The sequence below is a fragment of the Pseudomonas sp. P65(2024) genome (assembly GCF_057480955.1).
Map to the genome: position 1 here is coordinate 33,729 of NZ_JBLIYX010000019.1, position 20,948 is coordinate 54,676.

At 66.3% G+C, this 20,948-nt stretch carries 19 protein-coding genes and 1 pseudogene; 6 read left to right on the plus strand and 14 right to left on the minus strand.

The genetic code is table 11. From position 1 onward, the window contains the following. Positions 1–5: 5 nt before the first annotated feature. From kdpB to AC25MA_RS21815, 11 genes are all read right to left on the minus strand, one after another. Complete coding sequence (kdpB, locus tag AC25MA_RS21765; RefSeq protein ID WP_028690486.1) at positions 6–2,060, minus strand: potassium-transporting ATPase subunit KdpB; 2,055 nt, start codon at positions 2,058–2,060, stop codon at positions 6–8. 10 nt (positions 2,061–2,070) lie between these two features. Then, positions 2,071–3,765, minus strand: a complete 1,695-nt coding sequence (gene kdpA, locus AC25MA_RS21770) for a potassium-transporting ATPase subunit KdpA (protein WP_062363689.1) — start codon at positions 3,763–3,765, stop codon at positions 2,071–2,073. Positions 3,766–3,774: 9 nt separating this feature from the next. After that, positions 3,775–3,864, minus strand: coding sequence for a K(+)-transporting ATPase subunit F (gene kdpF, locus AC25MA_RS21775; protein WP_011534724.1), 90 nt, complete (start codon positions 3,862–3,864; stop codon positions 3,775–3,777). A gap of 176 nt (positions 3,865–4,040) precedes the next feature. Beyond that, positions 4,041–5,093, minus strand: a complete 1,053-nt coding sequence (locus tag AC25MA_RS21780; RefSeq protein WP_028690484.1) for an AI-2E family transporter — start codon at positions 5,091–5,093, stop codon at positions 4,041–4,043. 12 nt (positions 5,094–5,105) lie between these two features. Next, positions 5,106–5,900, minus strand: coding sequence for a DUF4892 domain-containing protein (locus AC25MA_RS21785; protein ID WP_028690483.1), 795 nt, complete (start codon positions 5,898–5,900; stop codon positions 5,106–5,108). Between the two features lie 102 nt (positions 5,901–6,002). Beyond that, on the minus strand, positions 6,003–6,857 hold the full coding sequence (locus AC25MA_RS21790; protein ID WP_241411870.1) for an alpha/beta hydrolase: 855 nt from the start codon (positions 6,855–6,857) through the stop codon (positions 6,003–6,005). Beyond that, a complete protein-coding gene (locus tag AC25MA_RS21795; protein ID WP_028690481.1) occupies positions 6,854–7,642 on the minus strand; it encodes an alpha/beta fold hydrolase in 789 nt (262 codons plus the stop codon). Before AC25MA_RS21795 ends, AC25MA_RS21790 begins: the two co-directional genes overlap by 4 nt. A gap of 89 nt (positions 7,643–7,731) precedes the next feature. Next, positions 7,732–8,088 (minus strand): hypothetical protein, encoded by a 357-nt coding sequence (locus tag AC25MA_RS21800; protein WP_486972380.1) that lies wholly within the window; start codon positions 8,086–8,088, stop codon positions 7,732–7,734. Between the two features lie 103 nt (positions 8,089–8,191). Beyond that, the gene (gene sixA / locus AC25MA_RS21805) at positions 8,192–8,650 is read right to left on the minus strand and encodes a phosphohistidine phosphatase SixA (protein WP_062363695.1); all 459 of its coding nucleotides are present in this window, start codon (positions 8,648–8,650) and stop codon (positions 8,192–8,194) included. Continuing rightward, positions 8,647–8,994: a DUF4389 domain-containing protein gene (locus AC25MA_RS21810; RefSeq protein WP_028690478.1), complete on the minus strand. Its 348-nt coding sequence runs from the start codon at positions 8,992–8,994 to the stop codon at positions 8,647–8,649. The genes sixA and AC25MA_RS21810 overlap by 4 nt, the downstream gene beginning before the upstream one ends. A 10-nt stretch (positions 8,995–9,004) precedes the next feature. After that, positions 9,005–10,030, minus strand: coding sequence for an NAD(P)H-dependent glycerol-3-phosphate dehydrogenase (locus tag AC25MA_RS21815; RefSeq protein ID WP_028690477.1), 1,026 nt, complete (start codon positions 10,028–10,030; stop codon positions 9,005–9,007). A gap of 192 nt (positions 10,031–10,222) precedes the next feature. On the opposite strand from AC25MA_RS21815, the gene AC25MA_RS21820 reads away from it, so the two are divergent. The 5 genes from AC25MA_RS21820 (at position 10,223) to fabB (ending at position 17,136) form a co-directional block, all read left to right on the plus strand. Beyond that, a complete protein-coding gene (locus tag AC25MA_RS21820) occupies positions 10,223–12,370 on the plus strand; it encodes a TonB-dependent receptor plug domain-containing protein (RefSeq protein ID WP_175406160.1) in 2,148 nt (715 codons plus the stop codon). After that, positions 12,370–13,260: an ABC transporter substrate-binding protein gene (locus AC25MA_RS21825; RefSeq protein WP_069016225.1), complete on the plus strand. Its 891-nt coding sequence runs from the start codon at positions 12,370–12,372 to the stop codon at positions 13,258–13,260. Before AC25MA_RS21820 ends, AC25MA_RS21825 begins: the two co-directional genes overlap by 1 nt. Then, on the plus strand, positions 13,257–15,182 hold the full coding sequence (locus tag AC25MA_RS21830) for a response regulator (protein ID WP_247284254.1): 1,926 nt from the start codon (positions 13,257–13,259) through the stop codon (positions 15,180–15,182). Before AC25MA_RS21825 ends, AC25MA_RS21830 begins: the two co-directional genes overlap by 4 nt. Before the next feature lie 206 nt (positions 15,183–15,388). After that, positions 15,389–15,904 (plus strand): 3-hydroxyacyl-[acyl-carrier-protein] dehydratase FabA, encoded by a 516-nt coding sequence (gene fabA, locus AC25MA_RS21835; protein WP_028690473.1) that lies wholly within the window; start codon positions 15,389–15,391, stop codon positions 15,902–15,904. Positions 15,905–15,915: 11 nt separating this feature from the next. Beyond that, positions 15,916–17,136, plus strand: a complete 1,221-nt coding sequence (fabB, locus tag AC25MA_RS21840; protein ID WP_028690472.1) for a beta-ketoacyl-ACP synthase I — start codon at positions 15,916–15,918, stop codon at positions 17,134–17,136. A gap of 70 nt (positions 17,137–17,206) precedes the next feature. On the opposite strand, the gene AC25MA_RS21845 is transcribed toward fabB, so the two are convergent. The 3 genes and pseudogenes from AC25MA_RS21845 to AC25MA_RS21855 all read right to left on the minus strand — a co-directional run bounded on the left by AC25MA_RS21845 (position 17,207) and on the right by AC25MA_RS21855 (position 19,954). Next, a complete protein-coding gene (locus tag AC25MA_RS21845; RefSeq protein WP_486972384.1) occupies positions 17,207–18,070 on the minus strand; it encodes a methyl-accepting chemotaxis protein in 864 nt (287 codons plus the stop codon). Further along, a pseudogene (locus tag AC25MA_RS21850) lies at positions 18,062–18,832 on the minus strand (MCP four helix bundle domain-containing protein); the annotation flags it as partial. The pseudogene AC25MA_RS21850 and the gene AC25MA_RS21845, both read right to left, overlap by 9 nt. Positions 18,833–18,946: 114 nt before the next feature. Continuing rightward, positions 18,947–19,954 (minus strand): amidohydrolase family protein, encoded by a 1,008-nt coding sequence (locus tag AC25MA_RS21855; protein ID WP_028690470.1) that lies wholly within the window; start codon positions 19,952–19,954, stop codon positions 18,947–18,949. A gap of 110 nt (positions 19,955–20,064) precedes the next feature. Between AC25MA_RS21855 and AC25MA_RS21860 the strand changes: the two genes are divergently transcribed. Beyond that, complete coding sequence (locus AC25MA_RS21860) at positions 20,065–20,928, plus strand: pirin family protein (protein WP_028690469.1); 864 nt, start codon at positions 20,065–20,067, stop codon at positions 20,926–20,928. Positions 20,929–20,948 lie beyond the last annotated feature (20 nt).

Genomic DNA, 20,948 nt, shown 5'->3' on the forward strand with positions numbered 1-20,948 from the left:
TCTCCTCAAACCAAGTGCAGTGCAGTGAGCAGCATGTCGATCAGCTTGATCCCGGCGAACGGCACGATGATGCCGCCCACGCCGTAGATCAGCAGGTTGCGCCGCAGCAGGTGGGCGGCGCTGGCGGCCTGCACCCGCACCCCGCGCAGCGCCAGGGGGATCAGCACGATGATGATCAGCGCGTTGAACACGATGGCCGAGAGGATCGCGCTCTGCGGGCTGGCCAGGTGCATCAGGTTGAGCACGCCCAGCTGCGGGTAGATGGCGGCGAACAGCGCCGGCAGAATGGCGAAGTACTTGGCCACATCGTTGGCGATGGAGAAGGTGGTCAGCGCGCCGCGGGTGACCAGCAGTTCCTTGCCCACCTGCACCACGTCCAGCAGCTTGGTCGGGTCGCTGTCCAGGTCGACCATGTTGGCCGCCTCGCGGGCAGCCTGGGTGCCGTCGTTCATGGCCATGCCCACGTCGGCCTGGGCCAGGGCCGGGGCGTCGTTGGCGCCGTCGCCGCACATGGCCACCAGGCGTCCGTCGTTCTGCTCCTGGCGGATGCGCGCCAGCTTCTTCTCGGGGGTAGCTTCGGCGAGCACGTCGTCCACGCCGGCCTCGGCGGCGATGGCGGCGGCGGTCAGCGGGTTGTCGCCGGTGACCATCACGGTGCGGATACCGAGCTTGCGCAGTTCGGCGAAACGCTCGCGGATACCGGGCTTGACCACGTCCTTGAGGTGGATCACGCCGAGCAGGTGCGTGTCGACACACACCAGCAGCGGCGTGCCGCCGCTCTGGGCGATGCGCTCCACTTCACGGGCCAGGGCGGCGGGCAGCTCCAGGCGTTGCAGACCACAGAAGGCCAGCACCGCGTCGACGGCGCCCTTGCGGTAGCGGCGCTGCTGGAAATCGATGCCCGACAGCCGGGTCTCGGCGCTGAAAGCGATGGCTTCATATTGCGTGCTCGAGGGCTCGTCGAAATCGTGCAGTTGACGCAGGTACTCGACGATCGACTTGCCTTCGGCCGTGTCGTCGGCCAGCGAAGCGAGCAAGGCGCCCTCCCCCAACTCCTTGGCGGTCACCCCGGAGGCGGCGTGCAGCGCGCTGCAACGACGGTTGCCGAAGGTGATGGTGCCAGTCTTGTCGAGCATCAAGGTGTGCACGTCGCCAGCTGCCTCCACCGCCCGACCGGAGCGGGCGATCACGTTCAGGCGCACCAGGCGGTCCATGCCGGCGATGCCGATGGCCGACAGCAGGCCGCCGATGGTGGTGGGGATCAAGGTCACCAGCAGCGCGGCGAGGAAGATCAGCGGCAGCTCGCCGCCGGCGAAACGGGCGAACGGCTGCAAGGTAACCACCACGATCAGGAAGATCAGGGTCAGGCCGATCAGCAAGATGTCCAGGGCGATCTCGTTGGGGGTTTTCTGGCGTTTCGCGCCTTCGACCAGGGCGATCATACGGTCCAGGGTCGACTCACCCGGGTTGCTGGTGATGCGGATCAGCAGCCAGTCGGAGACCAGGCGGGTGTTGCCGGTGACCGCCGAGCGGTCGCCGCCGGACTCGCGGATCACCGGGGCGGACTCGCCAGTGATCGCCGACTCGTTGACCGCGGCGATGCCTTCGAGCACCTCGCCGTCGCCGGGGATCATCTCGCCGGCCACGACGCGCACCACATCGTCCTTGCGAAGCTGGGTGGCGGCGACACTCTCGAAACTGCCGTCGCTCTTGCGGCGCTTGGCGGTCAGGCCCTGGCTGCCGGCCTTGAGGCTGTCGGCGCGGGCCTTGCCACGGCCTTCGGCGAGGGCTTCGGCAAAGTTGGCGAACAGCACGGTGAACCACAGCCAGACGGCGATCTGCACCGCCACGCCGGTGCTCACGCCGCTGCCGGGCACCAAGCACAACACGGTGGTGAGCACGGCGGTGAGGGCCACCACCAGCATCACCGGGGCGCGCTTGAGCTGGCGCGGATCAAGCTTGACGAAAGCCTGGACCAGGGCCGGGCGCCACAACGCGCTGAAGCGGGTCTGGTCCTTGGCGCCTTGATGCGCCTTCACTTCGGGAATGGGCATGTTCATTGTGTATTCCTCAGAAACCCAGGCTCAGGTGTTCGGCAATCGGCCCCAGGGCCAGGGCCGGCAGGAAGGTCAGGCCGCCGACCAAAAGGATGGTCACCAGCAGCAGCGTGGTGAACAGCGGGCCGTGGGTGGGGAAGCTGTTGAGGCCTTGCGGCGCGCTCTTCTTCGCCGCCAGGCCGCCGGCCAGGGCCAACACCGGCAGGATGTAGCCGAAGCGACCGATCAGCATGGCCAAGCCGATCATCACGTTGTGGTACACCGTGTTGGCGCCGAAACCGGCGAAGGCCGAACCGTTGTTGGCAGCGCCGGAGGTGTAGGCGTACAACAGCTGGCTGAAACCGTGGGCGCCGGGGTTGGTCACCGCGCCGGCCGGCCCGGGCAGGCTGGCGGCGATGGCACCGAGGATCAGCACGCCCACCGGCATCACCAGCAGGCTCGCCACCAGCAGTTGCACTTCACGGGCCTGCAGCTTCTTGCCCAGGTACTCCGGGGTGCGGCCGATCATCAGGCCGGCCAGGAACACCGCGATCAACACGAACAGCAGCATGCCGTAGAGGCCGGCGCCGACGCCGCCGAAGATCACTTCGCCAAGCATCATGTTGACCATCGCCACCATGCCGGTAATCGGGTTGAGGCTGTCGTGCATGGCGTTGACCGAGCCGTTGGAGGCGGAGGTGGTGGTCACCGTCCACAGCACGGAACCGGTGGTACCGAAGCGGCTCTCCTTGCCTTCCAGTGGCGCGCTCTGCTGAACCTGGGCGCTTTCCAGGGCCGGGTTGGGCTGATGCTCCGACCACAGCGCGGTGCTGCCGCCGATCAGGAACAGCGCCAGCATGCAGGCGATGATCGCGCGGCTCTGGCGCAGGTCCTTGACGTAATGGCCGAAGGTGAACACCAGGGCCACCGGGATCAGGATGATCGAAGCCACCTCGAACAGGTTGCTCCAGGCCGTCGGGTTCTCGAACGGGTGCGCCGAGTTGACGCCGAAGAAGCCGCCGCCGTTGGTGCCCAGTTGCTTGATGGCGATCTGGCTGGCGGCCGGGCCCAGCGGGATGGTCTGGTCGGTGCCTTGCAGGGTCACGGCGTGGACGTAGTCGGCAAAGGTCTGCGGCACGCCCTGCCAGACCAGCAGCAGCGCCAGCACCAGGCACAGCGGCAGCAGGCCGTAGAGGGTGGCGCGGGTCAGGTCGACCCAGAAGTTGCCCAGGGTGCTGGCCGAGCGCCGGGCGATACCCCTGCACAAGGCGACCAGCACGGCAAGGCCGGTGGCGGCGCTGACGAAGTTCTGCACGGTCAGGCCGATCATCTGGCTCAGGTAGCTGACCGAGGCTTCACCGCTGTAGGCCTGCCAGTTGGTGTTGGTCATGAAGCTGACCGCGGTGTTGAACGCCAGCGACCATTCCTGGCCCGGCAGGTGCTGCGGGTTGAGCGGCAGGCTGCCCTGCAGTTGCAGGACGCCGAACACCATCAAGAAACCGACCAGGTTGAAGGCCAGCAGGGCCAGGGTGTACTGCTTCCAGCTCTGCTCCTGGTCTGCACGCACGCCGGCCACGCGGTAGCAGCCCCGCTCCACTGGACCGAGGAGCGGCGACAGCCAGGTGCGCTGGCCTTCCATCACCTTGTAGTAGAAACGCCCGAGCCAGGGCGCCGGCAGCAGCACGATGGCGAAGAACGCCAGCAGCAGCAGGTAATCGTAACTGTGCATGGTCGCCCCTTAGCCGCGGTCGGCGCGCAGCAGCGCCACCAGCAGGTAAACCGCCAACGCCACCGCCAGAAGCAGTGACAGTCCGTCAAGCATGTACATGAGTGAATCTCCCCTGGTTGCGGCGTGAAGGCCGCTTTGGGGAAATTGTCCGAGGGAGGGGCGTAAAGGGGCGAGATCGGGGGTGGGGTCAGGGCATAAAGAAAGCGTAAAGATCAGGTCCACCGGATCGCTGCACGGGCCTCTTCGCGGCTTTACCCGCGAAGAGGCCCGAAAGATCAACGTTGCGGCGTGTGCTGCGCGGAATTGCGGCTCCAGTCCAGCAGCAGGCTGTACCCCACCGCCAGCAGGGTCGGCCCGATGAACAGGCCGATGAAGCCGAACGCGATCAGGCCACCGAACACCCCCAGCAGCACGATCACCAGCGGCAGGTTGCCGCCCCGGCTGATCAGGTACGGTTTGAGCACGTTGTCCACGCCACTGATGACGAAGGTGCCCCAGATGCCGAGGAACACCGCCATGCCATAGTCGCCTTTGGACACCAGCCAAGCAGTGGCGGGGATCCAGGCCAGCGGCGGGCCCATGGGGATCAGGCTGAGCATGAAGGTCACCAGGCCAAGCACGATCGCCCCCGGCACACCGGCGATCAGGAAGCCGATCAGCGCCAGCAGGGCCTGGGCCGCGGCGGTACCGATCACGCCATTGACCACCCGCTGCACGGTGCCGGCCACCAGGTCGACGTAGTACTCGGCGCGATCACCCACCAGCCGTTGCAGCAGGCGGTGGACGAAGGCCGCCAGGCGCGGCCCGTCGCGGTAGAAGAAGAACACGAACACCAAGCTCAGGGTCAGCTCCAGCACCCCGCCGCCGATCTGCGCGCTGCGCGCCAGCAACCAGTTGCCGACCTGGCCCAGATACGGCTTGGCCGAGGCCAGCAAGGCCGCGCCCTGCTGGTCGAACGACTCCCACCAGCTCACCAGGCGTTCGCCCACGAACGGAATGCCCGCCACCCAGGCGGGCGCGTCCGGCAGGCCATCGACCTGCACGTCGCGAATGAACGCGGTGGCATCGCGCACATGGTCGGCCAGGTTGAAACCCAGCCACACCAGCGGCAGCGCCACCAGCAGAATCCACACCGTGGTCAGCAGGCTCGCGGCGAGGGTTTCGCGCCCACCGAGCACGCGGGTCAGCAGGCGCATCAGCGGCCAGCTGGCAAACGCCAGGATGGCGCCCCACAGCAGCGCCGAGATGAACGGCGCCATCACCCACAGCGCGGCGCCCAGCAGGGTCAGCAGCAGGATCTGGATCAACAGGCGGTCATTGTTGGCCATGGTGGCGCTCACTCAACGGATCAGTTCCAGGTGCAGGCCTTCGGTCGGGGCGTCGCCAACCTCGAGCCGGGCGCTGCGCACCCCGGCCTTGACCAGTTGCTCGCGCCAGGCCTCGGCGCCCTTGCCGCTGAGGCTGACGCGCAGGGTGCTGTCGAGGTTCAGGCTGCGCGCCAGCAACGTTGCCCAGGTGGCCTGGGGCTCGGCCAGATCAGGGTAGTCGAGCTTGCCGGTGTCGCGCAGTTCGCGCAGCACCGTGGCGGCGGTGGGCAGCAGCTCGCCCAGCGGGCTGCCGGCGACGAACTCCTCGACATGCAGGTAGGCGCGGCGGTTGCCGCGGGTCACGCTGTACAGCGCCACCAAGGTGTCGGCTTCCTCGGCGGAACGGCGCAGCAGGATGAACGCCTGCTGCTCGTCACCGCCATTGAGCCGGGCATTGGCGAACACGTCGTTGGCCCACAGGCTGGCTTCGCCGCAATCGCGGCCCTGGCACCAGAACAACGGATAGCCGCCCTCCTGCTGCAGGGCCTCGCGGGCGCTGGTGAAGGCTTCGCGGGCGCTGCGCTCGACCGGCAATTCGTAGGTCACGGAACTGACCTGGCCACGGCTCTCGACCTTGTCGTCGACCCGCAGGCGACCGCTGATCTTGCGCAGCGGCCCCAGGGGGTAGACCCGCTCCTGTTCCACCGCTGGGCGCTGGTCGACCACCTTGGCGTCAGGCGGGACCGGTAGGCTGCCGGCCCATAGCAAGGGGCTGGCGATGGCGAGGCAGGCGGCGATGGCGCCGCGAACGAAAACAGGTGCGCTCATCGACCACCCTCGCAGGTGGCGGGGCAAGGCGCCTGGATGTCTGGCATGTACATGGTTGTCTCCCTTTCAACCCGCCAAGCCTCGACAGTTGTCCGGTGCAAGTCAAGGAATGCCAAAGAAGCGATTGAAACAGTCTGCGACAAGGGCCGCGCCCTCGGCGTCGTTCAGGTGCAGGTGGTGGCCGCCCGGCAGGGTCACCTGCTCGAAGGGTAGCTGCTCCAGCAGCTGCGTGTGGCGCGCCAGCATGCCATCGGCGGCCACCACCAGGCAGGCCGGGCAGGCAATGCGTTTGACGAAGGCCATGGCCTGGTCCTGGTTCAGGCGGGTTGGCGAGGGCAAGGTCAGGCGGCTGTCGCTGCGCCAGCTGTAGCCGCCGGGCACCGGCATCAGCCCACGCTGGGCCAGCAGTTCGGCGGCTTCACGGCTGACCGCGACCATGCCTTTCATGCGCGCCTCGACGCCCTCCTCCAGGGTCGCGTACACCGACTTGCGCTTGCCTTCCAGGCGCAGTTGCGCCTGCAACGCCAGCCCCAAGCGCTCGGCGGCGTCCTGTTCGCTGAGCGTCGGCGGAATCACCCCGTCGATCAGCGCCAGGTGGCTGACCCGCTCGGGCAAGGCCCCGGCCAGTTGCACCGAGATGATCGCCCCCAGCGAATGGCCGAGCAGGCCGAAGCGCGCCCAGCCCAGCTGCTCGGCAACCCGCAGCACGTCATGAGCGTAGTCGGCCAGCGCATAACCAGCGCCGACTGGACGATGCTCGGAGTAGCCATGTCCGGCCAGGTCCAGGGCGACGATGCGCAGCCCCTTCAGGTGCGGCGCCAGGCGGGCGAAGCTGTTGGCGTTGTCCAGCCAGCCATGCAGGGCGATCACCGGCAGGCCGTCGGCCGGGCCAAACAGGTGCGCGGCCAGCTCGATATGGCCAAGCGTCAGGCGAATCTCCTCGACCTGGGCGCTCATGCCTGGCTCCAGCGGTCGAACAGGCCCTTGATCAGGCCGGCGGTGTCGGTGGGCCGTTCCAGCGGGAACATGTGCCCACCGGGCAAGCTATGGTACTCGCCCTTGGCCATGGCGCGCACGGCCAGGGCATGGTGCTTGCGGATCACCCGGCTCTGGGCGCCGCGCACCATCGCCAACGGCACCTGCAACTGGCGTGGCCGGGCCGGACTGACATGGGGAATGCTGCGGTAGATGCCGATCTCCGTGGCCGGGTCGAAGCGCAGGCGCAGGCCTTCCTCGCCCTGCTCCAGGCCATGCTCCAGGTAGGCTTCAAGGCAGTCCGGATCGAAGTGGCGGAACAGGGACTTGCCGGCAAAATAGGTGCGGGCGCTGTCGCGATCGGGAAATGCCTCGCGCCGGCCCAGGGTGCGCCCGGCCGGGGTGATGCGGTCGATGAAGCCCAGGCGCTTGGCGGCCTGGATCAGCCACTCGTCCGCGCGGGTCAACACCGGCGAGTCGAGCATCACCACCCCGCGGTAGAACTCCGGTCGGCGCAACGCCGCATGCAGGTGCAGCACGCCGCCCAGCGAATGGCCGACACCCCAGACCGGCGCGTTCTGCTGCTCGAGGTGATGCAGCAATTCGTCCACCAGGTTCTGCCAGTTGTCGTTGACCGGAAAGCGCGGGTCGTGGGCATGCTGCGCCAGGTGACATACCTCGTAGTCCGGCCTCAGGGCGGCGAACAGCTTGCCGTAGGTGGCCGAGGGAAAGCCGTTGGCGTGGGCGAAGAAGATCTGCTGCGACATGGCCGCCTGCTCTGCACGGGGATGGATGGCCCATTGTCGGTAAGCCGATCCCTGCCGGCAACGTTCGGAAAGGTCATCGCCGGTGGCGATCAGGTAATTCGGCTGCGCTCGAGACTGGCCAGCGAACGGTGCAGGCAGGCGCGCATGTAGCCCAATTGCCAATCCAGCGCTTCGCGGGCCAGGCTGCGGTCCGCTTCATTGTCGGCCAACCGGCGCAGGGCCAGGCAACTGGTCTGCAGCAAATGGGCCATGCGAATGCTGGCCTGGCGCAACTGCTCGAGTTCGTACTGGCCTTCGAAGCGGCGCATTAGCTCGTCGAGCTTGGCGTCGGCGCAGTCCTGCAACAGGCGGTATTCCGCAAAGTCCAGGGCACGCGCATCACTGAGCTTGTCGAGCAGCGATTGCGGGTTCACGGAGCGCACCAGCTCCAGTCGATAACGGCTCATTTGCCTCTCCCTGTGCCTGCGCGGCTGCATGACTCAGCCACGGCGCCACGCTACTTGACCAGACGACAGGCCGGCAACTGACAGAAATGCCAGTTGCCAGGGCTCAGCCGGAATGACGCAGGCCACGCAGGGTCATCAGCCCCGCCAATGGCCAGTCCCCTTCCAGTTCGGCCAGGCTCGCGGTGCTCAACGGCGCCGGTTGCTGGCCATGGCCATGCTCGAGCAGACCAACCAGGCTGCCCACCAGCGGCTGGTGGCTGACCAGCAGCACATGCTCGAGCCCCAGGCGCTCGACTTCGCCGATCACCTGCTGCACGTCGCTGTCCGGCGTCAGCCAGGGCACCGTGCGTACCGGCTCGGCAAAGCCCAGCGCGCCGTGCACCAGGGCGGCGGTCTGCTGGGCGCGTACGTAGGGGCTGGCGATGATCGCCTGCAGCGGCTGGCCGAGCAGGTGCGCGGCGCTGCGCAGCACCTGCTCGCGACCGTGGGCGGTCAGGCGTCGCTCGGCGTCACTGTTGGCCCGGGGTTCCGCCTCGCCGTGGCGCAGCACCCAGAGTTTCACAGCTTGGGCTCCTCGTCGCGCACTGGGTGCGCTGCCGGTGCGACGGCGTGCGGCGCCTCGCCCTCCGGCGCACGCGGCGTCGGCCAGTCGGCGAACGGCCAGGGCTTCTGGTCGCAGTGGAAGGTGCCGAAGCGGCCGATCTGCGCCAGGTACTGGCTGAGGCTGTCGCCGAAGTTCATCAGGCTGGCGCTGGGCGCGCCATAGACCAGCCGGTAGATCAGTTGCACCAGCACAAGGCCGCCGAGCAGCAGCTCGGCCAGTTGCCAGGCCACCAGGAATACCAGCATCCACAGCACTCGCAGGATGATCGACTCGCGCTCGGCGCGCTCGGGGGTATCGTTCATGGTCGCTCCCTCAATTGAAACCGCTGGTGGAAATGAAATCGACATCGGTCTTGGGCTCAGCGCGCATCAGGTGCTCGATCACCTGGTTGAGCGTGCGCCCTTCGAACAGGATCGCGTGCAGGCCCGCCACCAGCGGCATGTACACACCCACTTCCTGGGATTTGGCCTTGAGCACCTTGAGCGTGTTGACGCCCTCGGCCACCTCGCCCAGACGGCTGACCGCCTGTTCCAGGCTCAGGCCCTGGCCAAGGGCATGGCCGACCTGGTAGTTGCGGCTCTTGGGCGACGAGCAGGTGACGATCAGGTCGCCGACCCCAGCCAACCCCAGGAAGGTCATGGGATTGGCGCCCTGGCTCACGGCGAAGCGGGTCATCTCGGCCAGGGCGCGGGTGATCAGCATGCTCTTGGTGTTCTCGCCCATCCCCAGGGCCACGGCCATGCCGGCGATAATGGCGTAGACGTTCTTCAGCGCGCCGCCCAGTTCGACGCCGAAGCGGTCGGCACTGGCGTAGACGCGGAAGGTACGGCCATGCAGCACGGCCTGTACCTGCTGGCACAACGCCTCGTCCTCGCTGGCGACCACGGTGGCGGTCAGCGCATGCTCGGCGATCTCGCGGGCCAGGTTGGGGCCCGACAGCACGCCGATGCGCGCCTGGGGGGCGATCTCTTCGAGGATCTGGCTCATCAGCTTGAAGGTGTGCGCCTCGATGCCCTTGGTCAGGCTGACCAGCCCCTTGCCACGCAGCAGCTCGGCGTGGGGAGCAAGCACGCTGCGCAAGGCACTCGACGGCAAGGCGACGAAGATCAACGCGCTGCCCTGCAAGGTGGCAAGCAGGTCGTTGACCGGCTCGACGCCGTCATGCAGGCGGATGCCCTTGAGGTAGCGCGGGTTCTCGCGATCGACGCGCATCGCCTCGGCCTGCGCCGGGTCGCGCATCCACTGCCGCACCGGATGGCCATTCTCGGCCAGGAGATTCGCCACGGCGGTGCCGAAGCTGCCGCCTCCAAGAACCGCAACAGGTTGCTGTTCAGTCATATCCAATCCGTTAACCAATAAAGTAAGTGGCGACCCGGGCATTATACGGTGCCGATGCGACAGAACCAGTGCGTATGCATCGTGGGGCCAGCCCACGCCCACGCACCCGAACACAATAGAGAAAGTTCAGGGGGGGCGATGCGGCAATAGGCCATCCGCCGATCACTGGCAAAAGCCGTAGGGTCGGTTAACATGCCTGATTCATTTCTGAAACAAGGCCGTTTCGTGTTCCCTGGCACGCCCCCGTATCCTCGCCTGCTGTTGCTGACCGCCCTGCTGGGCGGGCCGGCCTTGGCAGACGACCTGTTCATCGACAACCAGGACCTGCCGCAGGTTCTGACCGCCACGCGCCTGAAACAATCCCCGGCGGCGGTGCCTGGCAGCATGACCGTGCTGGACAGCGAGCTGATCCGCGCCAGCGGCGCCCGCGATATTCCCGAATTGCTGCGCCTGGTGCCGGGGATGATGATCGGCTACGGCGCCGGCAATCAGTCGACGGTGAACTACCATGGCAGCAATGTCAGCGATGCCCGGCGCATGCAGGTGCTGATCGATGGCCGCTCGGTATACCGCGCGGGCCTGGCCACGGTGGACTGGAGCGATATCCCGGTGGCGATCGAGGATATCGAGCGCATCGAGGTGTTCCGCGGTCCCAACACCGTCAGCTACGGTGCCAACGCGCTGATGGCGGTGGTCAACATCCTCACCCGCAACCCGGCCGACAGCCATGGCACCCGGGTCAAGCTGAGCCGCGGCCAGGATGGCATCAACGATTACTACGCGAGCCAGGGCTTTGGCTGGGACAGCGGCGACCTGCGCCTGTCGCTCTCCGGCCAGCAGGACGATGGCTTCGACCACGACCAGTTCGGCCGCGACTACCGCGACAGCCGCCGGCTCAACCGCGTCAACCTCAACGCCAGCCACACCCTGGCGCCGAACCAGACCCTGGAATGGCAACTGGCGGCCAAGGAGGGCAGCAACCAGCGGCCCTATACCTACCAGCCGGTGTTCGGCAACTACCGGGCCGGCGACAATGCCGATGTCAACGCCAAGGACTACGCAGGTTCGGTGCGCTGGAACATCGACCTGAACCCCGAACACAGCCTGTATGTGCAGGGCTCGGCCCAGCACTTCGACCGCCAGCAGGTATGGCGTGCCTGCGACGCGGCAATCGCCTTCAGCCCGGAGTTGACCCGCCTGTGGCAGCTCGACCCGAACTTCGCCGAGAAGGTCGCGCGCAACCTGTTTACCGGCAACCTGCCCAGCACCACCAACCCTGAGCTCGGCTCGCTGATGAGCCAGGTACAGAACCAGTGGGTCAACGGTGGCCGCAACACGATCTGCGGCGACGTCGACCAGAGCACCCGCGAGACCCGCTACGACCTGGAAATCCAGGACACCCTGAGCCTGACCGACAGCCTGCGCCTGGTCACCGGCATGAACTACCGCTACGACAAGGCCGACTCGCAGACCTACTTCAACGGCAGCATCGATGACCAGACCTGGCGCCTGTTCGGCCAGCTCGAGTGGCGCATCGACGAACACTGGATCGTCCAGGGCGGGGCGATGCACGAGCACTCGCAACTGTCTGGCAACTCGCTCACGCCACGGGTGGCGGTGAACTACCTGATCACCCCGCGCCACGGCCTGCGCGCCGTGTATTCCGAGGCGATCCGCTCGCCGGACATGTTCGAGAACAACGTCAACTGGAGCTACACGGTCAAGAACCTCACGCCCAACCGCTACGGCCTGCAGAACGGCGAATATTTCGTCAAGACCCGCGGCCCGGGCAACCTCGACCAGGAACGCATGCGCTCGCGTGAGCTCGGCTACAACGGCTATTTCACCGACATCGACCTGAGCATGGACGTGAAACTGTTCTATGACGAGATCACCGGGATGATCAGTGAGCCGTTGAGGAACAACCAGTACATCGCCAGCAACGCCAACAAGGCGCGCTTCAGCGGCAGCGAGGCGCAGTTCGACTGGCGCGCCACCCAGCGCGATCGCCTGCGCCTGACCTACGCCTACGTCGACGCCTGGGCCAGCAACCCCAACGACCGGCGCCTGAGCGCACGCAACAGCGGTTCGGCCGGCTGGCTGCGCGACTGGGGCGAAGGCTGGTCCAGCGCCCTTTTCTACTACGGTGACGACGCCCTCAATGGTTACCGTTACGAACGGGTCGACCTGCGCCTGGCCAAGCGTTTCAAGGTGCACGGCAGCAACCTGGAGCTGGCCGCGCTGTGGCAGCAGCGCCTGGACGACGAACCGGTCACCCTGGAGCAGAACCGCTACGACAGCCGCCACCGCCTGAGCGTCAGCGCGGAGCTGGAATTCTGATGGTCCGTCTGCTGCGCCTGTTGCTGCTGTGCCTATGGCCCCTGGGATCGCTGTCCGCCAGCGAAATCCTGCTGGTGGGCGCCGAGGACCAGCCCGGCATTCGCAGCTTCGTCACGGCCCTGGAAAAACGTCGCCCCAACGACCAGGTACGGTTCCAGACTGTCGAGCAACTGCCGAGCCCGGGCAAGCTCAAGGCAGACACCCGGCTGATCCTGCTCGACACCCCAGCCCTTGAATGGCGCCTGGGCGAGGCCGCAGGACCGGCAGCGCTGGCGCTGCGGGTCAGTCGGGTCCAGGCCGAGCAGCGCCTGGGCGCCTCGCGCCCCGCCTACCTGACCCTGCTCTGGAGCGACCCGCCCCTGGCCCGGCAACTGCGCCTGACCCGATACCTGTTGCCGCAGGCACGGCGCATCGGCGTGCTGTACGGCGAACACAGCCGTTTCTTGCTCGACGAGCTGCGCCAGGCCGCCAGTTCATTGGGCCTGGAAATCGTCGCCCAGGACTGGCCCGACCTTCGCGACAGCCGTCCCCTGCAGGCCCTGCTGGGCAACAGCGACGTGCTGCTCGGCCTGGACGATCCCGACCTGTACAACTCCAAGTCGGCCAAGAACGTGCTGCTCAGCAGCTATGGCCGACAGATGGCGCTGATCGGGCCGAACGTCGGCTTCGTCCGTGCCGGCGCCCTGGCCAGCACCTACAGCGACCAGGACGACTGGCTGGCGGTGCTCGGGCAACTGCTCGACCTGCCTCCAGGCCGCTGGCCGCGCAGCCTCTACCCCGCGCACTTCGGTGTCAGCGGCAACCAGCAGGTAGCTCGCGCCCTTGGCCTGGAGGCGATCGACCCGGTCGCCGCCGCCCTGGCCCTCGCCGAAGGAGCCCCCACCCCATGAGCAAGCGCCTGAGCTGGGACATCCATACCCGTACCCAGATCATCAGCCTGGGCCCCGCCCTGTTGCTGACCCTGCTGCTGATCAGCTTCTTCACCTTCGTGCGGATCCAGGACCTGCGCCAGGAACTCAACCACACCGGGCAACTGATCGCCAACCAGTTGGCGCCAGCCTCGGAGTACGGGGTGATCTCGGGCAACAACGAAGTCCTCGAGAGCCTGATGCGCGCCACTCTGAGCATTCCCCACGTGCGTTTCCTCGAGGTGCAGGACAGCCGCAACCATATCCTGGTGTACGTCGAGCAACCCAACGAAAGCCAAAGCCGCGCCCAGCGTGTCGAGGTGTTCCAGGCGCCGATCCGCCTGCAGCAGATCCGCCTGGACAATGACTTCCTGCAGGGCAAGGCGCCAGCGCCGAACATCGGCGACGACTATCTCGGCCGGGTGATCGTCGGCATGTCCGACGACGCCTTCAGCCAGCGCCAGCAGGAGATCGTGATCAAGGCTGCGATCCTCGCCCTGTTCGCCCTGCTGTTCACCTTCCTGCTGGCGCGGCGCCTGGCCACCAGCCTGTCCAAGCCGATCAGCGACATGGGCCACGCGGTCCGGGCGATCCAGCAAGGCGACTTCAACGCGCCTTTGCCGGTGGTCGACGACAGTGAGCTGGGCCACCTGGCCCGGCACATCAACAACCTGGCCAGCGCCCTTGACCAGGCCGCCCACGAACAGCAACAGGCCATGGGCCAGCTGATCCAGGCCCGCGAAGAAGCCGAGCAGGCCAACCGCGCCAAGTCGGACTTCCTGGCGATGATGAGCCACGAGTTGCGCACCCCCATGAACGGCGTGCTGGGCATGCTGCAGTTGCTCGAGACGACCGAGCTGACCGGCGAACAGGCCGACTACACCGCCGTGGCCAGCGAATCCACCGGCCACCTGCTCAAGGTGATCAACGATATCCTCGACTTCTCGCGGATCGAGCGCACCACCCTGGAGCTGGAACATATCGACTTCAACCTCGGCGAGCTGATCACCAGCAGCGTGCAGTCGTTCCAGCACAGCGCCCAGCAGCGCAACCTGGACCTGCGCCTGCAACTGCCGCCGGGCATGAACTCGCTGCAGGTGGTGGGCGATCCGACGCGCATTCGCCAGATCCTGCTGAACCTGGTGGGTAACGCACTGAAGTTCACCGAGCGCGGCGAGGTGGCCATCGAGGCCCGCTGGCAGGTGCTCGATCGCCAGTTGATCTGGCTGACCTGCACCGTGCGCGACACCGGCATCGGCATCGACAGCAACCGCCTGGAGATGATGTTCGTGGCCTTCCAGCAAGCCGACAACACCATCTCCCGGCGCTATGGCGGCACCGGGCTGGGCCTGTCGATCGCCCGCACCCTGGCCGAGCGCATGGGCGGCCAGCTGCGCGGCGAGAGCCGCGAGGGGCTGGGCTCGACCTTCACCCTGGAAATGCCACTGGCCCTGGCCAGCACCCCCGCCACCCTGCCCGTTGCGCCCCAGGACAGCGCGACAGGCAAAGGCGGCGGGCGAGTGCTGCTGGTGGAGGACAACCCGGTCAACCAGAGCGTCATCGAGGCGATGCTGCGCAGCCTCGGTTTCGAGGTGAGCCTGGCGATGGACGGCGCCCAGGCCGTCGACCTGGTCGGCCAGCAACGCTTTGCCGCCGTGCTGATGGATTGCCGCCTGCCGCATGTCGACGGCTACGAGGCCACCCGGCGCATCCGCCAGCTGCCGGGCAGCGCGGGCCTGCCGATCATCGCCCTGACCGCCAGCGCGTTGCAGGGCGACCGCGAACGCTGCCTGGCCGCCGGAATGAACGATTACCTGAGCAAGCCGTTCAAACGCACCGATCTGCAACGCATCCTGCAACGCTGGTTGCCGGGTCGGACAGCCGCGACTGGCGATAAATGCTAAAGTGCGGCAGTCTTAAGGACTGGACAGGACCGCCGCAGGGCCGGAAAATAACATTTCAGTGCACACCTGTACTTCTTTTGCCAGGTGCGCTGTGACTTTCACCACAACGCAATAGTCTACCTGTAGGCTGCCGCCTCGAATGCCAAGCGCTTCGGGCCGGCCGGGAAGATTCATCCCCTGCCGCAGGGGGTTATTGAGGAGCTCGCATGACCAAACAACACGCCTTTACTCGGGAAGACCTGCTGCGCTGCAGTCGCGGTGAGCTGTTCGGCCCCGGTAATGCGCAACTGCCCGCCCCGAACATGCTGATGGTCGATCGCATCACCCATATCAGCGAGGAAGGCGGCAAGTTCGGCAAAGGTGAATTGGTCGCCGAGCTGGATATCAATCCGGACCTGTGGTTCTTCGCCTGCCACTTCGAAGGCGATCCGGTGATGCCGGGCTGCCTGGGCCTGGACGCCATGTGGCAGCTGGTCGGCTTCTTCCTCGGCTGGCAGGGCCTGCCGGGCCGTGGCCGCGCCCTGGGTTCGGGCGAAGTGAAATTCTTTGGCCAGGTCCTGCCGGAAGCCAAGAAAGTCACCTACAACATTCATATCAAGCGCGTCCTGAAGGGCAAGCTGAACATGGCCATCGCCGATGGCTCGGTCAGCGTCGACGGTCGCGAGATCTACACCGCCGAAGGCCTGCGGGTCGGCGTGTTCACCTCCACTGACAATTTCTAAGGGTTATTCGCATGCGCCGCGTCGTGATCACTGGTCTGGGCATCGTATCGTGCCTGGGCAATGACAAAGCTACCGTCACCGAAAACCTGCGCAACAGCCGTCCGGGTATCCGTTACAACCCGGAATACAAGGAAATGGGGCTGCGTAGCCAGGTTTCCGGTTCCATCGACCTCAACCTCGAAGAGCTGATCGACCGCAAGGTCTATCGCTTCGTCGGCCACGCCGCCGCCTATGCGTACCTCGCCATGCAGGACGCGATCAAGGACGCCGGCCTGACCGAAGAGCAGGTTTCCAACCCGCGCACCGGCCTGGTTGCCGGCTCCGGCGGTGCTTCCACCCTGAACCAGATGGAAGCCCTGGATACCCTGCGCGAAAAAGGCGTCAAGCGCGTCGGCCCCTACCGTGTCACCCGCACCATGGGCAGCACCGTGTCGGCGTGCCTGGCCACCCCGTTCAAGATCAAGGGCATCAACTACTCGATCTCGTCGGCCTGCGCCACTTCCGCACACTGCATCGGCACCGCCCTGGAGCAGATCCAGTGGGGCAAGCAGGACATCGTCTTCGCCGGTGGCGGTGAAGAAGAGCACTGGAGCCAGTCGTTCCTGTTCGACGCCATGGGCGCCCTGTCGACCAAGCGCAACGAAACCCCGGAACTGGCCTCGCGCGCCTACGACGCCGACCGTGACGGCTTCGTCATCGCCGGCGGCGGTGGCATGGTGGTGGTCGAGGAACTGGAACATGCCCTGGCCCGTGGCGCCAAGATCTATGCCGAGATCGTCGGCTACGGCGCGACTTCCGACGGCTACGACATGGTCGCCCCGAGCGGCGAAGGCGCGATCCGCTGCATGCAGCAGGCGCTGTCCACCGTCGACACCCCGATCGACTACCTGAACACCCACGGCACCTCCACCCCGGTCGGCGACGTCGCCGAGATGAAGGGCGTGCGTGAAGTGTTCGGCGACAAGGCACCGAAGATCAGCTCGACCAAGAGCCTGTCGGGCCACTCGCTGGGCGCCGCGGGCGTGCACGAGGCGATCTACTGCCTGCTGATGATGGAGAACAACTTCATCGCCGGCTCCGCCAACATCGACGAGCTGGACCCGGAAGTCGCCGACCTGCCGGTGCTGCGCAAGACCGAAGAGAACGCCAAGATCGACACGGTCATGAGCAACAGCTTCGGCTTCGGCGGCACCAACGCCACCCTGGTGCTCAAGCGCTGGACTGGCAAGTGATCGGCTGATCCGCTGAACGAGAACGCCCGGACCAAAGTCCGGGCGTTTTTTTTGTGCCCCGCGATGGCCCTTATACCGAAAACCGCTGTACCAGGGTGTTCAGGTCCACCGCCAGCCGCGACAGCGCCTGGCTCGCGGCGGACGTTTCTTCGGCCCCGGCCGAGGACTGGTGCGCCAGGTCGCGAATGGTGGTCAGGTTGCGGTCCACCTCCCGCGCCACCTGGGCCTGCTGCTCCGAGGCACTGGCGATCACCAGGTTGCGCTCATTGATCTGGCCGATGGCCGCTGCGATCGCTTCCAGCGCCTGGCCGGCGGCATGGGCGCCGTCCAAGGTCGAACGGGCCTGGGCGTCGCTGTGCTGCATGCCCTGCACGGCCCGCTCGGCGCCGCTGCGAATAGCCACGATCATCTGCTCGATCTCCTGGGTCGAGGTCTGCGTGCGGTGGGCCAGCGCCCGCACCTCGTCAGCGACCACGGCGAACCCACGCCCGGCCTCGCCGGCCCGCGCCGCCTCGATAGCAGCGTTTAGCGCCAGCAGGTTGGTCTGCTCGGCGATCGAGCCGATCACATCCAGCACCTTGCTGATGTCGTGCACCTGCTGGGCCAGTTGCCCCACCTCTTCGGCGTTGCCCGCCACGCCATTGGCCAGCGCCTCGATGGCAGTGACCGTGGCCTGCACCTGCTCGCGCCCACGGCGGGCGATCTGGTCGGACTCGCGGGAAGCCTCCGAGGTGGCCACCGCATTGCTCGCCACCTCCTCCACCGCCGCCGTCATCTGGTTCACCGCGGTCGCGGCCTGCTCGATCTCCATGCTCTGCTGCTGCAGGCCGCGGGTGGCGTCTTCGGTGACCGCGCTCAGCTCTTCGGACGCCGAGGCCAGCTGGTTGGCTGAATCGGAAATCCGCCCGATGGTCTCGCGCAGGCTCTGCTGCATGCTCTTGAGCGCCGCCAGCAGGCGCGCCGGCTCATCGTCGCCCTGCACGGTGATCTGCGGCGTGAGGTCGCCCGTGGCGACCGTCTCGGCCACCTTCAGCGACTGCCCGAGCGGTCGCACGATGCTGCGGGTCAGGGCCAGGGCGAGCACCACGGTGAGGCTCAGGGCGATCACCAGCAGCACGCCGACCCAGACCTTGGCGCCGTTGTACACGGCCTCGGCCAGGTCTGTGGCGGAGTTGGCCTGGTGGTTGTTCAGCTCGATAAGCTCGTTGAGCGTGGCGGTCATCTGGTCGGCCAGCTGGTTCATCTCGCCGTTGACCAGCACCGCTGCGTCCTGAACATGCCCATCGGTGGCCAACTGCACCACCTGCCCCTGCAAGGTCATGTACTGGCGCTCCAGGACCTGGTAGCGGTCGAACAAGGTCCGCTCCTCTGGCAGCACGATCAACCCATCGTAATGGTTCTGAGCCTTGCTCAGGCCGCCCTTGATTTCTTCGATGCGGGCACGGTTCTGCTGCTGGGCGGCCGGGTCGGTGTTGACCAGCAGACGCAGGGTCAAGGCGCGGATGCGCAGCATGTCCTGGGTCATGCTGCCCACCGAGATCACGCTCGGCAGCCAATTGTTGTCGACCTGCTCGGACTGCTGGCGCATGCTGGTCATCTGCTGCAGCGCGAAGCCGCCCAGCGCCACCACCAGCAGCGCCATGATGCCGAAGCCCAGGCCCGCGCGCGGGGCGATATTCAAGCGTCTCAGGCTCATTTCCAGGATCCCTCCCAAAAGCGTTGTTCCGTCGCTTAATGAAGGTATCGGGCCGCCTGGAAATTGCGTAAGACGAAAACGCGATATCAAAAAGCTATCCACTGCTATAACGCGCTACTTCGCTGCTTTTGGCAGCAGATTGACAAAATTCGTCCGACTCACCTGCTCCGCAACCGCTGCCGGCAAGGCATCAAGGAAGGGGTCGAAACCGTGCATCTGTTCACCCAGGCTGTCGAACTGCCCCACCAGGTCGGAGCCGAGCACGAAACGCTGAGGGAAGCGTTCGACCAGCGCCACCCAGTCCTGGCGCGGCACACCCTGCGGATCAAGCAGGTAGGGCTTGAGCACGCTCCAGGACAGGTCGACATACAGGTTCGGGTAGTCCTCCAACAGCCGCGTCAGCACCGGCAGGAGAAAATCCATCTGTTCCTGATGTCGATGGATCTCCAGACTGCTGCCGGCGTGGGCCCAGATGAAGCGAGTATGCGGATGGTTGCGCAGTGGTTCTTCGATCTCGGCCAGGTAAAGCGGGTTGCGCTCGCGCTTGGAGGTGATGTTCGAATGCAGTAGCACCGGCAGGTCGCGCTCGGCAGCCAGGTGATAGATGCGGGTCATGGCTTCGTTGTTGGCCCGCGGCGTGTCGCCGCTGGTCAGGGCGGTGAGGTCGTCGTGGCGGGTGAACACTTCGCCAATGCCCTGCCACAACCCCGGATAGAGGTCGAGCATGCGCTCGATATGATTGACAGCGTTCTTGTCCACCGGATTGAAGCCGGTGAGGAACGGGTGAAAGCGACGGCGTTGCTGCGCTGGCAGCTTCTGCAACGCGGCGGCGACATACAGGTCGGTGGCGCTGTACCAGTAGGCGTCTGCGTCATCCCCGGCGTAATAACGCGGGCGCTTGGGCTCGTCCTCGTGCCATTTCTTCGCCACCGCAATGCCGGAGATCATCGACTGCTCCACACCGGCCGCGTCCATGGCCTTGAGCAACGCCGGCATGCCCTCGGTCTCCTGGAAAAAGTCCACGTAGTGCAGGTGCGCGTCGCTGTAGCGGTAGTCGCGGGCCTGCGCGGAATCGAACAGGCCTGCGCTCAACAGCAGGCAAGCCAGTGTGCGGGCGATCATTGGAGCCTCCTTTTGCCATCCCCGCCAGAGTAGACCGGGCAGCGCCCGCGACGGTTCAGCCACGGACGGCGAAACGCTATGCTTGCAGGCATCCCTCAAGGAGTGTCGCCATGAGCAGTCCCCTGGTCATCCGCCCACGTGCCGAATCGGTCGAGGGCCAGCCGATCCTGCGCCCGCTGCCATCGGCGCAGTGCCGCAGCGTCGGCCCCTTCGTGTTCTTCGACCATATGCTGGAAACCGACTACGCGCCGGGCCATGGCATGGACATTCGCCAGCATCCGCATATCGGCCTGTCCACCCTCACCTACCTGTTCGAGGGTGAAATCCAGCACAAGGACAGCCTGGGCTCGGACCAGCGCGTACAGCCGGGCGATGTCAGTTGGATGACCGCCGGCGCCGGCGTGGCGCACGTCGAGCGAACGCCGGCAGAAGCATTTCGCAAAGGCTCGCGCCTGCATGGGCTGCAGGTATGGCTGGCTTCCCCGCAAAGCGCCGAACAAGGGCCGGCAAGCTACAGCCATCACCCGGCGGCCAGCCTGCCGCTCAGCGACAGCCTGGGCGTGCAGATCCGCATGATTGCCGGCAAGGGTTTCTGCCTGGAATCCCCCGTGCCAGTGCTCTCCCCGACACTTTATGCCCATGTGCGCATGCAGCCGGCCACCACCCTGATCGTGCCGACGGAACACGCACAGCGCGCGCTGTATCTGCTCGAAGGTGAGTTGCTGCTGGATGGCGAGGACGTCGAGCCATGCAGCCTGGTCGTGCTGCCTGAGGGCGAAGCGGTGAGCTTGTATGCCGAGGAGGAGTGCCAGCTGGTGCTGATCGGCGGCGCGCCGCTGGATGGTCCGCGGCGGATGAACTGGAATTTCGTGGCCAGTGATCCGGCCTTGATCGAGTCGGCGCGGGCGCGCTGGGCGGCTGGGGATTGGCCGGTGGTGCCGGGGGAAAGCGGGCGGATCGAACTACCGCGCTAAACTGGGGCCGCTTTGCGGCC

Excerpts from the sequence above, each read along its gene's own strand:
- kdpB (WP_028690486.1), bottom strand. The coding sequence starts at position 2,060 with ATGAACATGCCCATTCCCGAAGTGAAGGCGCATCAAGGCGCCAAGGAC.
- kdpA (WP_062363689.1), bottom strand. The coding sequence starts at position 3,765 with ATGCACAGTTACGATTACCTGCTGCTGCTGGCGTTCTTCGCCATCGTG.
- kdpF (WP_011534724.1), bottom strand. The coding sequence starts at position 3,864 with ATGTACATGCTTGACGGACTGTCACTGCTTCTGGCGGTGGCGTTGGCG.
- AC25MA_RS21780 (WP_028690484.1), bottom strand. The coding sequence starts at position 5,093 with ATGGCCAACAATGACCGCCTGTTGATCCAGATCCTGCTGCTGACCCTG.
- AC25MA_RS21785 (WP_028690483.1), bottom strand. The coding sequence starts at position 5,900 with ATGAGCGCACCTGTTTTCGTTCGCGGCGCCATCGCCGCCTGCCTCGCC.
- AC25MA_RS21790 (WP_241411870.1), bottom strand. The coding sequence starts at position 6,857 with ATGAGCGCCCAGGTCGAGGAGATTCGCCTGACGCTTGGCCATATCGAG.
- AC25MA_RS21795 (WP_028690481.1), bottom strand. The coding sequence starts at position 7,642 with ATGTCGCAGCAGATCTTCTTCGCCCACGCCAACGGCTTTCCCTCGGCC.
- AC25MA_RS21800 (WP_486972380.1), bottom strand. The coding sequence starts at position 8,088 with ATGAGCCGTTATCGACTGGAGCTGGTGCGCTCCGTGAACCCGCAATCG.
- AC25MA_RS21810 (WP_028690478.1), bottom strand. The coding sequence starts at position 8,994 with ATGAACGATACCCCCGAGCGCGCCGAGCGCGAGTCGATCATCCTGCGA.
- AC25MA_RS21815 (WP_028690477.1), bottom strand. The coding sequence starts at position 10,030 with ATGACTGAACAGCAACCTGTTGCGGTTCTTGGAGGCGGCAGCTTCGGC.
- AC25MA_RS21820 (WP_175406160.1), top strand. The coding sequence starts at position 10,223 with ATGCCTGATTCATTTCTGAAACAAGGCCGTTTCGTGTTCCCTGGCACG.
- AC25MA_RS21825 (WP_069016225.1), top strand. The coding sequence starts at position 12,370 with ATGGTCCGTCTGCTGCGCCTGTTGCTGCTGTGCCTATGGCCCCTGGGA.
- AC25MA_RS21830 (WP_247284254.1), top strand. The coding sequence starts at position 13,257 with ATGAGCAAGCGCCTGAGCTGGGACATCCATACCCGTACCCAGATCATC.
- fabA (WP_028690473.1), top strand. The coding sequence starts at position 15,389 with ATGACCAAACAACACGCCTTTACTCGGGAAGACCTGCTGCGCTGCAGT.
- fabB (WP_028690472.1), top strand. The coding sequence starts at position 15,916 with ATGCGCCGCGTCGTGATCACTGGTCTGGGCATCGTATCGTGCCTGGGC.
- AC25MA_RS21845 (WP_486972384.1), bottom strand. The coding sequence starts at position 18,070 with ATGCAGCAGAGCCTGCGCGAGACCATCGGGCGGATTTCCGATTCAGCC.
- AC25MA_RS21855 (WP_028690470.1), bottom strand. The coding sequence starts at position 19,954 with ATGATCGCCCGCACACTGGCTTGCCTGCTGTTGAGCGCAGGCCTGTTC.
- AC25MA_RS21860 (WP_028690469.1), top strand. The coding sequence starts at position 20,065 with ATGAGCAGTCCCCTGGTCATCCGCCCACGTGCCGAATCGGTCGAGGGC.